This is a genomic window from Robbsia sp. KACC 23696 (assembly GCF_039852015.1).
GTDB lineage: Bacteria > Pseudomonadota > Gammaproteobacteria > Burkholderiales > Burkholderiaceae > Robbsia.
The window spans coordinates 1117343-1129194 of record NZ_CP156626.1 but is presented as its reverse complement, the minus strand read 5'-3'; the positions used below and the strand labels follow the sequence as shown (position 1 = coordinate 1129194).

Genomic DNA, 11852 nt, shown 5'->3' with positions numbered 1-11852 from the left:
GTATCGGCATCGCTCGGATTCGTTGTCGTTTCCATCTCAGCGCTCCGAGGACATGCGCGGATCGAGCAGGTCGCGCAGACCGTCGCCCAGCATATTGACCGCAAGGATGGTCAGCGACAGGAAGATCGCCGGGAAGGCAATCAACTGCGGCCGGATCTGCCACAACGCCCGCCCTTCCGCCATGATGTTGCCCCACGACGGCGTGATCGGTGGTACGCCCGCACCGATGAAGGACAGGCTCGCTTCGGCGAGGATGGCCACGCCGAGGATATAGGTCCCCTGCACCATCAGCGCCGCAACCGTATTGGGGAAGATGTGGCGATACATGATGCGCCAGTGGCCCGCGCCAGCAGTCACGGCCGCTTCGACAAAGGGCTGTTCACGCAGTGACAGCACCAGGCCGCGCACGAGGCGCACCACGCGCGGGATCTCTACGACGGTGATGGCGCAGATCACGGTGGTCATCGACGCCTGCCAGACGGCGATCATCGCGATGGCCAGCAGGATCGTCGGGATCGACATGAAGCCGTCCATGATGCGCATGATCAGCACATCGAGCCAGCGCACGAAACCGGCAAGCACACCGATCAGCACGCCGAGGATCGTCGACAGGATCGCCACGGAAAAACCGACGATTAGCGAGACGCGCGCGCCATACAGCACGCGGGAGTACACATCGCGACCCAGCAGATCGGTTCCGAACCAGAATTGCGTCGACGGCGTGCGGGCACGATAGATCGGATTGATCGCCGTGGGATCGACGGTATGGAGCCAGGGTGCCAGCACGGCGATGGCGATCAGCAGCAACAGCAAAGAGCCGCCGAATAGCACGTTCGGGTGGCGACGCATCGTGCGCCAGAAGGGAGAACCGGTTTTCATCAGTATTTGATCCTTGGGTCGAACACCGTATAAAGCAGGTCCACCGCAAGGTTGACGAGCACGTACAGGAAGCTGAACAAGAGGATCACGCCCTGAATAATGGGATAGTCGCGTCGCAGAATGGCATCGACCGTTAGCCGACCGAGGCCGGGGATGGCGAATACCGTTTCCGTGACGACGGTGCCGCTGATCAGCAAGGCGACGCCGGAGCCGACGACAGTGACGATGGGTACGGCGGCATTCTTCAAGCCGTGGCGAAACAGGATGCGTGTGTTGCTGACGCCCTTCGCGCGAGCGGTGCGGATGTAGTCCTGCTGCAGCGTCTCGACGAGCGTGGAGCGCGTAAAGCGCGCGATCAGGCCGATATAGACCGAACCCAATGCGAAGGCGGGCAGGATCAGCGAACGGATCGACGTCCATAGGCCTTGGTCGAGGCCCGCATAGCCTTGCACCGGCAGCCAATGCAATTTGAGGCCGAAGATCCAAGCGAGCAGATAGCCGACGACAAAGGACGGCAAGGAGAAGCTGAACACCGCGCACAACATGATGACGCGATCGTTCCAGCGGTTGTGACGCCACGCGGCCCAAGCACCCGCCGGGATCGCGATGATGACCGAGATGACGATGGTCATGATCATCAACGTGAACGTTGGCGCGAGACGTTCGCCGATCATCTGCGTAACCGGCTGGGAGGTAAACAGCGAGGTGCCGAGGTCACCGTGCAGCAGATGCCATAGCCATTCACCAAAGCGGAACAGGAAAGGCTTGTTCAGGCCCAGCGACTGGCGGATTTTTTCGATGTCTTCCGGGGAGGCGTTCTCGCCGGCCAGCAGCGCGGCAGGATCGCCCGGCGCGAGATCGAGCAATCCGAACACAAACAGCGCCACGAACAACATGACCGGGATCGCGCTGAGTATTCGGCGAAATACATAGAGCAGCATGGGGAACCGTCGGCTAGAGCAGAGTAGAAAAATTCTGCGAAGCCAAAAACAGCGCGGCTAGTGCTCATTGCGCAAGAGGCGTTGCGTTTACGGCAACGGAACTGGCAAACCGATGCCAGGAAAGGAAAGTTTTTGTCTAGTTGAGTGGTCTTTTTGTGAGGGCGGTGGCGATTTGTCGCGGGGTTGTGTCTGCGGGGTAGTCGAGATGCGCGAGGGTGTCCTGCTTCGCGCGCTCTGGACGCAAAGCGAACACGCACGGCGCGCCCGTTAGCACGGCCGCCACGGGGCTAAGCATTCTGCGAAACGCACAGCGCAAAGATGCAGCAAAATGCCATGGAGGGGAAATATAACGCGGAGTCGACGAACCACGCTTGGTTTTACAGTGAACAGGCCGCAAGATCTTTGCATTTAATCCAATCTTGGATTGTTTTGCCGCTCTTTCCGACATATCGAATGTAATACATCGACTCGTCATCGTTATCAAAGTCCAGCAATTGGACCTTGTCCCCGTTGACGAGATACATGTGGGTAGTACTCGATAGTGAGTGATCTCCGTATAAAAGGGCTTTCCCGGCTGTCACCGTGGAGAAAAGCGGTTTTCGCTTGCCGTAATCATCCGCCCCATCCACAAGATATTTATCTACCACGGCATCGTGGTCATAAACCGTTCGAATTACTTGGTCACAACCATAACAATTATCACTGAAGTGGAGCCTAAATGTATTTCCGTCCCTCTGATAGATGTCTTGCCGTAACTTCACGCCATCCTTTACGACAGAAATTAGTATATCCCCAACAATTTTGTAGCCGCAAATATCCTTATCCGAAAAATTTAGCTCTAAAAAGCTACCCTTCACTGCATTATAGGAGAAGAATCGAGAGCAACTATTCACACCATTATGGGTTGCGACAATCTCATTATTTCCGTCGTGAAAAAGGTCGGCTGTGGAGATTCGGTTATATTCTTCTTTGATTGCCGATGCCAAGGAACCTGATATCTGGATCAGACGACATGAACCGGATTCACATGTCAGCACCTTGTTATTTTCGACTATCGAAAGCTCCGCTGAATGTGCGGGCATAGCACCCATTATCCAGAGAGCCATTGCAATCATACGACAACATTTAATCACAAGAGCTGCCTTTTTCGATTTTCTCCGATCACTCGATTCGTGCAGTCGGGGCACTGGTCCGAACTCCATGATTTTTTAAAATTTCACGGAAACATATACTCCGTATGGAATCCGCCAAATTTTTTTCCATCAAAGTCAAAACAAAAACTTCCTTGCTGTATAGATTTATATACGAGAATAGCGCCAGATATACATATACGATCATCAGAAATAGAATATTTTACTACCCCATCGGATACTGCTACCCCTTTTCCTTTAATAAATCCGGAGTATGCGTCGATTGGCAACGGATACGCATAGCCTGTATTTACATCTATAATCAAGATCGATTTTTGATAATACTCGGGACGCTCCGAATACCGGAGGATAATATAATTTCCAAAATAATTCGCCCGCTCTGTTTGAAGAGCATTCTTTATTGCAGAAACATGAGCATCATCACAAAAATCAACGGGACTATATTGGTACGAGCAACCTCCCAGCTCAGATTTAGCATAGGGAATTTGCACACCGGCGTAAGGATGATTTTTTAACGACTCTTTTGCTGATATCGTCGGTGCAAAAAAAGCTGTTAAAAAAAGTAACATAGCAATTATCGTATTTCTATAATACATAAAATACCCTTTAATTTAGTTAGTGCAAGCTCTCTAACAAATGGCGCAGAGCAGAAGTCGATTGGTTATTCGCCATATTCGCAGCGCCCTCTTTCTGAAAGTACGTCATGCTCCCATTAGAAAGAACACCGCGCTTGTTTGTAGGGTAAGAATTTGGAACTGCAATTGATGCCCATTCTTTGGATGCGGCATAAATAGCGTCGTCGACCGAACCGGCCCCATTTCGAACGAAGTCACTTAATCCACCTCGCCCGGCCTTCGCAAAGAGAAAGTCTTTAAATACCCTTTCCTGCATATCAACATCATACTTTTCATCACCGCTCAACCCAAGACTTGTCTTTGCCGCCTGCAATGTTGGAAATGTAGTCTGATATTTTCCCGTCGCAAACATCCGCATCGGATTTGTCCCAGACATAGATTCGGTCGCAAGTATTTCATTAATTGTTTTCTGTGTTACCGGACCTGCAGGGCCATTTCTGATATAGGAATGCCCCACAACTCCACCAGGCACGTCTCTCGTGCCCGAATTATAAGCCTCATATCCTCCTTCCCCCCCCGCTATAACATCTCCTATTGACCGAATTAGCGCATCGAGAGAACTAAAATTGTTAGCACCGAAATTGTCCACTAGCCCAATCAAATGAAAGTGATACACTTCCGCCGCGCGGGGAAAACCTTCAACTTTCTTTTGCGCAATGTCTTTCCAAAATTGTAGCCTCTCAATTCGGCCAAGTTCGGTCTCCCATACATAGCGTCCCGTTCCAAGCAGATTTTCTAGGGAGCGCCACTTGCTCATATCGCCGCCCCATTCACTTTCGAAGCGAACGACGAGGCGGGAAATTGGCCAAGCGAGCCATGGCTTAGTCATAGCCCTTCGCAACTCGCCAGCGGTGACCTTCCCGTTGCCATCGCCTTGCTTGTCTATCGCACTTTCCAGTTTAACGATCAGGTCACTGCCGTTAACACTCGCTGCCGCAGGCGCAAATTCGGTGAGATCTTCTCCCTCCAGCGCCTCGTTTTTCAACAACAAAAATCTCTTGAACTGATCGACCAACGAAATTCCAGTGTGATCGACTATTTCGAAGCCAGGCCATGCAAACGGGCTAACCCATTCCGTGCCAGGATGCGCCGATTCGCACACCCAGCCCGCATCAATCTGGCCTTTTTCGTTGGCGAATTCCGTGCTCCACCAATGCTTCCCCGCATCGTCAACGGCGCCGAAATAACGCTTATCCAGGAGACCACGCGGGATTGCGGTCTCAAATCCGACGGTCGAGGCCGTCGGATTTGACACGTTTAGAGGATACTTGCTCCATGCTGCGGTCTGGCTATCAGCCGCGAGTGTGGTTCCACTCAACGGTCGCTTAACCCAAACCGGAGTGCCGTCCGGCGTTTCGATCGAATGCGGCTGGGCACGCGTCTGACGATGAGCGGTTGCGGAGGGGGCAGGAACAGTGACCGTCATCGGCTGCACAAGCGCCCACCATCCGCCACTCGACTTGTTAGCGACCGGCTTAAGAAACACCGCTTTATTTAGTACCGTATCTGCCTGACTCTCAGAAACAAGTTTCGCTCCTTTAGAAATAACCAAAACCGACTTCTGCGCATCAGACAATTGTGCCGCGCGCTGTTTGCTCTTTTGGAAGAACGCTGCAAACTCGTCACCAGCAAACACCTCAAGATGAAGCTGAGATCGCTTAGCGGTCGGCGGTATCGTCTGGCCTTCTCGATAACGCTGAAACTCGCCAAGGTAACCAACAACATCCCCCGCATTTACGCTGAAAGGCTTGTCCAACACGACGACTTGATCTAACGGAGCAGGCACCGTCAGCGGCTTCATACCTTTGTAATACACGCACCCTGTCTTGGCCGACGGATCAAGTGCATCTCCTGCTTTCGGCGGATAAATCTTGCCTTTCAAGACGTCACCGATATAGCCCCAGCCTGGCGTATCCGCATCACGCGCGATCGTAAATTCAGCACCGAGCGGCAGAATGCCCAAGATGTCGGAGTTAGGCGCATGCGCGCTCTTGGATAACGGATTTCGCCGAATAGCTAGCCCATTACCGGTGTACACCGTCTCAGGATCGATTGGCGTGGATGCCGCCGCCGCTGTCGGAGCGGGCGTCGGCGCAGTCGCTTTGAAGCCGTTGGCAATAAAGGCACCGAGTGGATCGCTGTTAGCTGTGTTCGCCGCAGAGGGTGCCGCAGCGGGTATCGCTTTCGGCGGCTGCTCCTGCTTATTGTTAACATTCGATCCTGGCACCAACCGATATTTCTTGCTGCCTTGCCAGTACCCCATATGCTGTACGCCCTGGTCGGCTGCTTTCGCGCCATCGTTGCTCGGCGTCGCATCCTGTTTCGCGTCTTCTGCTTGATACCCGGCCCAATCCATCAAGTGCATGTACAGGCTGAAGAAAGTCAGCGTCTCGTCGGCCGGCTGTGCGGGCTGGGCCGGAGTGGAAGTCGCAGCCGAGGCTGGCTGTTGTGCCGCAGCACTCCTCCCAGTCCCCTGAGCAGGCGCCCCTTGTGCTGCTGACGCGGGCGAGGCGGACGCCGCTGCCGGTGTCGAAGTCGGCGCAGTCGCTGCTACCGGGGCGCGCGGCATCGTCAGACGATGCCGGATCAATACGAACCCGGACGAATACATCGCATTGTTCTTATCCGGATACGTGGCGACCGGATACTTTTCGTTTAATCGGTAGGCGATCACCTCGCCCGAAGCAATCGCACGAACTCCGCTTTGCTGGTCGAGCGTGCCCGCCGTGCCATTGCCGAAGTGAATCCCCCCATGCCACAAACCGTTTCCGCCCATCGGGAAAAAACCGTCCTCCGCCTGAGAAAGCGCAGTGAAATAGGTTTGCGCCGTCACCGCCTCATCCTGCTTCACCGCATTGAAAGGGTAGGCCCACTTCAAAGGCGGTGCTTCCGGTGCCTGCTGAGTCTGCGTCTGCGAGCTTCCGCTAGCAGGCGCACTAGGCGCAGCAGCAGGACGTGGGTGCGTAGTATTTGCCATTACAAAACCAAGATAGACTCATCGCCTATCTCAAAGTATTGATTGAAATCCGAGGTACGACGGTCCGTGATGCAAAGGACAAACATAACGAGGTTTCCCAAGTCATATTCCCCCTGCTTCATCCCGAAAAGTCGATCGATCGCCCTTGCTTGTTTTCGATCTGCGTCCACGCAGGAAACTGGGGATCCAAACGCGTCGGCCCAGAAAAATCATGCGCCCCCGCCTTCACATCCACGGTCCCAGGCGCATGAATCTGAATATTCCCATCGGCGATCTTGATATATGCCCCGCCGCTGGTCAGCAGCACGCCCTTCGCCGCAGAGATCTGAATCACGTCCGTCGCCGACAGCACCTTCACGCCTTTCTGCGCCGTCACTTCAAGCGCATCCGACTGCGCCTGAATCTGCACGGGCCCCTTGGCGGCAAACAGCTTGATCCCGGCATTCTGCGCAAACAGGCTGATCTTTTCCTTCACCGCCGCGATCAAGGATTTCCCCACCGCCAGCGACGTATCCTGCCCGCTCACCACATTGACCTGCTTGCTCGCCGACATATGCACGGACGCCTGCGTCGCCATCCCTATCCCACTCGGACTCGCCATCAGCAGCACGGGCTCCTTGAACTGGTTCGCACTCCCCGTCCCGCCGCCCGCCGTATTCCCGCCCGCCTGCGTCGATCCCCCCGCACTGTTCTGCGTTGCATCGGTGAAGGCCTTCAGCGCCGTATGCCCGTCGACCAGGCTCTCCGCCTGCGCCGTAGTCGATGCATCGGAGAGCGCCTCCATCACGCTTTCCGAATTGATCAGTTGCTGCGAGGCGTTACTCGCATCCATCGGCTGCGCCGTCGTCGGATGCGTGCTGATATACATCCCCTGGCTCGCTCGCAACGCGCCATACGCTCCGGAACTCAGATCAAAGCCCGTCCCTAAATACGCGCCACGCGTATTGCCGCTCTGATTAACGAGATAACCCAGATGCAGCGCGGACGCCGCCGAGCTACTCGCCAGTTGCACGCGATTCTGCCCGGTGGCGTCATCCATCACGAGCTGGTTATAACCGCTGCCGCCGTACTCCTTCGACTTGAACCCCGACAGGATCCCATTCGAATGCCACTCGGGCGTGGTATTCCCGTTGTACAGCCGTCCGGTAACCAGCGGCCTGTCGCAATCGCCATCGAGCCAATCGACGATCACTTCCTCACCGATGCGCGGGCTGTGCACGCCACCATAGCCGTTACCACTGTCGGACTGCATCACGCGAATCCAGCACGATGCATTCTCGTCGCCGTCGTTCAAACGATCCCAATGAAAGCGCACCTTGATGCGATTCAAGGCATCGGTGTACACCTCTTGTCCCGACTGCCCCACCACCGTCGCCGTCTGCATCGTCATGCGCGGCTTCGGATGATCGAACGGGCTGCGGAAAGGTACGCTTCGACGCTGCGCCTCGACCTCCACCAGATAGAAGCCTTCCGTGCCGCCGCTGCTCGCCTTGCTGGAAGCAGAACGCCCCGCACCCAATACGCCGGCCACCGCGCCTGCCAAGGTATGCGTTGCCCCACTCTGCGCTTGATGCGCCGCGCGCACCTCATCGACGTGCTCTTTCAGGCTGAACGGGAAGTCGGCGCTTTCACTGGAGACCGAGACATTGTTCTCGATCACCCACCGTGCCTCGATCACGGCGAACTGTCGATCCTGTGTCGTGCCCGTTTGGTGAACCGGGTGGTCGTCCAAGGTGAACCACTGGCCCGCATCGACGCTCCGCGTGCCGCCCGCCCCGTAGAAGCGCTTCGCACGCGACTCCCACTCCTGCATCCGAATCTCGGAAAGCGTGTCGCCGCGGTCCTGCGCATTGTAGGTATAGGCCCCCGTGTATTCATACACCTCGGACTGCGACGGCAGATTGCCCTGATTCGCCATCGTCGGTGTATCGGTGCCCTTGCCCACCGCCCCCGAAGAGGGCTGCTTGTAGTCGAACGTGCGCGTGGTCAACTGCGCGCTTTGCAGCTCGCGGGTCCCGCTCCACTGCGTAAAAGCGTCCGCCTCGCTGCCCATGCCGGCGCGATAGAAGCCGATCGACTGCTGCGGATTCGCCGTCAGCGCGTAAAGGTTATCGGTGATGACGAAGCTATGCGATTGACCGTCGGCGGCCTGCTGGAAGAAACCATACAGTCCCTCCTGCTCCATGATGCGATGCGCAAACGTCCAGTCGTCTTCGTACTGCACGCAGAACGATCGCTTCGGCAAGGCGGCCGACAGCGAGAAAGAAAAGAAACCCTGCGCCTGAGGATGCGCATTGAACACGTCGGTCAGAATGTCGTCGGCCGACTTGTTCTGCCAGATGCGCGCGTCTTTACGAAATTTCAGAAAATGGAGCCAGCTCGTGAACGCGATTTGGTAGGCAGTGAGACTGCCATCTCCGCCGAGCCGGCGTACCGTATGCGCATAGCCATGATGCGGCAGATAGCGCTGATCGCTTTGCTGAATCCACAGCGTGACCGGCTGAGCGATCAGCGTCTTGAGCGCAATGTCTTCCTTCGACGACACCGCATCGACGACGAACTCATAGTGTCGACCGATGCGGCTCTCGCCCACGGCACGGATCGGCGTCAACGTCACGCCACTGAGCGGCGTGTCGAGTTTCAGCAAGCGGCCTTGCTGATCCACGCCACCAAGCATCGACGCGGCCGCCGATGACAATGTCGTTAAATTATCTGACAAACCCAAAACCTTACACGACGTAAGGCCCCACGTTACGGATTGGACTTAATGATAAGTCATATCTGTACCGTGGGCACGTGCTAATCGAACTCGTCACACCACCGATGTGTATCGATGAAAGTCTTTCAAAAGACAGTCTATTAACTATTGCATGGTCAGCAATTTAGCCTAACGCGGGGATCTGCGCGATGCACGCATCGCGCGCATTTAGTACGAAACAAATAAAAAGGAGGGTCGCCCAGCCGCGGCGCCCTCCGATATGACTGCCATCCCACCCCGCCCGCTAAGCAGCGACGTGATTGGTCAGTTGATAGCCGCGATCGCGGTAAAAGCGATATCGGTCACGCCCCGCCGTCACCGCATCGGGCGTGGCGCCGACGATTTCAAGCAAGCGCTCGAAACGGGCAAAGTCCTCAGGCACGACGCCGCCCAAGTTGATCAGCACCGCATGATGCGGGGCACGCCCCGGCGACGTGCTCAGCACGACCGGCGTCTGTGCCGCCAGCCGACTGTCAACGCCGCAATGGGGAATGAAGTCCAACGATGAAAACGTCCACAATGCCGCGTCCAACGTCGCAAGCATCGACGGTTCCCCAACGACGACCGTCTGCTGGCCGGCGCCGTAGGCCTTGCGCACCAAACGACACGCATAGCCGATCTGATCGGCGACGCCGGTATGGAAATCGATCCGCGTCATGCCAGGCCTCCAGCGCTATCTGCCTGGAAGCCTGCCCGGCTACGGTACCGCTCTGCGACCCGCGACACCACGCTCAGGCGGCCTTTGCCGTCTTCACGGCAACCTTGCGAGCCGTCCCCGGTGCCTTCCGCGCGGCCGGCTTGCCGGCCTTCGACGCCGAATCCGCTGCCAACGGCACAGCAGGCGCTTCGGCGCGGTCGCACAGGAATTGCACCAGCAAGGGCACCGGACGGCCCGTGGCGCCCTTCGCCGCACCGCTCTTCCAAGCCGTGCCGGCGATATCCAAGTGCGCCCACGGATACGCCTTCGTGAAACGCGCCAGGAAGCAGGCCGCGGTCACGCTACCGGCCGGACGCCCGCCGATGTTCGCCATATCGGCGAAATTCGACTTCAACTGATCCTGATAGGCGTCGTCGAGCGGCATGCGCCATGCGGCGTCCGCCGCTACCTTCGATGCGTCGAGCAACTGCGTCGCCAAGGCATCGTCGCTCGCATACAGGCCCGAGTTGTGATGGCCTAGCGCGATGATGCAAGCGCCCGTCAACGTGGCGATATCGACGACGGCCGCCGGCTTGAAGCGTTCCGCATACGTCAACGCATCGCACAGGATCAGGCGCCCTTCGGCGTCCGTGTTCAACACCTCGATGGTCTGGCCGGACATGCTGGTGACGATATCGCCCGGCTTCAGCGCATTGCCACCCGGCATGTTCTCGCAGGTCGGGATGATGCCGACGACATTCAGCTTTAGATTCATCTCGGCGACGGCGCGCATCGTGCCCAGCACGCTGCCCGCTCCGCACATGTCGTACTTCATCTCGTCCATCGCCTCGCCCGGCTTCAGCGAGATGCCGCCGGTATCGAAGGTGATGCCCTTGCCCACCAGCACGACCGGCGCATCCTTCGCGCCGCCACCGTTGTGGCGCAGCACGATGAACTGCGGCGGCTCGACCGATGCCTTCGCGACCGACAGGAAAGAACCCATCCGCAATGCTTCGATCTGCTTGCGCTCCAGCACCTCGACCTTCAGCTTCCAGTCGCGACCGAGCTTGCGCGCGGTATCCGCCAGGAAACGCGGCGTGCAGAAATTGGGCGCTTCGTTGCCCAGATCCCGCGTCAGGTCCATGCCGTTCGACAGCGCCACGCCTGCCTGCAGCGCGGTCTTCAATGCTTTCTCTTCGCTGGCATCGACGCTGAACACCACCTTCTTCAGCGCCAAGGACGGCGTGGCGTCGGCGCGCGAACGTCGGCCGCCAAAGCGATAGCTCGCCTCGCGCAAGCTCACGATGGCCGTGCGCAATGCCCAAGCGGCGTCGCGTTCCGGCACCGTCAGCTGGGCCAACGTATGCAAGACGGACGCCGCCTTGGCGCCCGCCAGCGCGCGGCCGGCGGCGCGACTGGCCTCCAGGAACGCCTTGGCGCCGAACGCGTCCGGCTTGCCCAGACCCACTGCCAGCACGCGCGGGGCGGCCGATGCGGGGTCACAGTGCAGCAGCAGCGTCGCGCCGGCACGCCCTTCCAGATCACCTGCTTTCAGCAAACGCGTCAGCAACCCGCCGTTCTGGGCATCGATTTGCGCAGCCGCCGGGCTCAACGCGGCCTGCCCGGCCGCCTCGAACACGCCGACCACGATACAATCAGTCTTCGTACCTGCAACGCCGCCGGCGGCGCCGGCCGTCTTGGTCCACTCGAAGGCTTTTATGCTAAAGTCCATCGCGCTCATTCCTGGTGACAGTTCAAGCGCGATTATCCGCTATTTTCCGCGCGACGACAGCGGACGTCTGACGCACCGGTCCCGGCCCCACGTGTGGTGCTTCGCCGGAACCCGTTTCGGGGAACGTTCGCACGCACGATGT

At 57.6% G+C, this 11852-nt stretch carries 6 protein-coding genes and 2 pseudogenes; all 8 read right to left on the bottom strand.

Annotation, left to right across the window (positions count from 1 at the left end; translation table 11 throughout):
• Positions 1-36: 36 nt before the first annotated feature.
• Positions 37-879 carry an ABC transporter permease gene (locus ABEG21_RS04655; protein ID WP_347556090.1) on the bottom strand — a complete coding sequence of 281 codons (843 nt, stop codon included), beginning with the start codon at positions 877-879 and terminating at the stop codon, positions 37-39.
• A complete protein-coding gene (locus tag ABEG21_RS04650; protein WP_347556089.1) occupies positions 879-1820 on the bottom strand; it encodes an ABC transporter permease in 942 nt (313 codons plus the stop codon). Before ABEG21_RS04650 ends, ABEG21_RS04655 begins: the two co-directional genes overlap by 1 nt.
• A 377-nt stretch (positions 1821-2197) precedes the next feature.
• Entirely contained in the window at positions 2198-3007 is an 810-nt protein-coding gene (locus tag ABEG21_RS04645) for a hypothetical protein (protein WP_347556088.1), read from the bottom strand.
• Between the two features lie 29 nt (positions 3008-3036).
• Positions 3037-3540, bottom strand: a complete 504-nt coding sequence (locus ABEG21_RS04640) for a hypothetical protein (protein ID WP_347556087.1) — start codon at positions 3538-3540, stop codon at positions 3037-3039.
• A gap of 46 nt (positions 3541-3586) precedes the next feature.
• A complete protein-coding gene (locus tag ABEG21_RS04635) occupies positions 3587-6484 on the bottom strand; it encodes a lytic transglycosylase domain-containing protein (protein WP_347556086.1) in 2898 nt (965 codons plus the stop codon).
• Between the two features lie 295 nt (positions 6485-6779).
• Positions 6780-9260: pseudogene (locus ABEG21_RS04630) on the bottom strand (type VI secretion system Vgr family protein); the annotation flags it as partial.
• A 325-nt stretch (positions 9261-9585) separates the two neighbouring features.
• A complete protein-coding gene (locus tag ABEG21_RS04625) occupies positions 9586-9999 on the bottom strand; it encodes a DNA polymerase III subunit chi (RefSeq protein WP_347556085.1) in 414 nt (137 codons plus the stop codon).
• Positions 10000-10183: 184 nt separating this feature from the next.
• Positions 10184-11710 (bottom strand): annotated as a pseudogene (locus ABEG21_RS04620) (leucyl aminopeptidase); the annotation flags it as partial.
• Positions 11711-11852 lie beyond the last annotated feature (142 nt).

Bases quoted from the DNA above. Each gene is read 5' to 3' on its own strand.
- ABEG21_RS04655 (WP_347556090.1), bottom strand. From the start codon at position 879: ATGAAAACCGGTTCTCCCTTCTGGCGCACGATGCGTCGCCACCCGAAC.
- ABEG21_RS04650 (WP_347556089.1), bottom strand. From the start codon at position 1,820: ATGCTGCTCTATGTATTTCGCCGAATACTCAGCGCGATCCCGGTCATG.
- ABEG21_RS04640 (WP_347556087.1), bottom strand. From the start codon at position 3,540: ATGTTACTTTTTTTAACAGCTTTTTTTGCACCGACGATATCAGCAAAA.
- ABEG21_RS04625 (WP_347556085.1), bottom strand. From the start codon at position 9,999: ATGACGCGGATCGATTTCCATACCGGCGTCGCCGATCAGATCGGCTAT.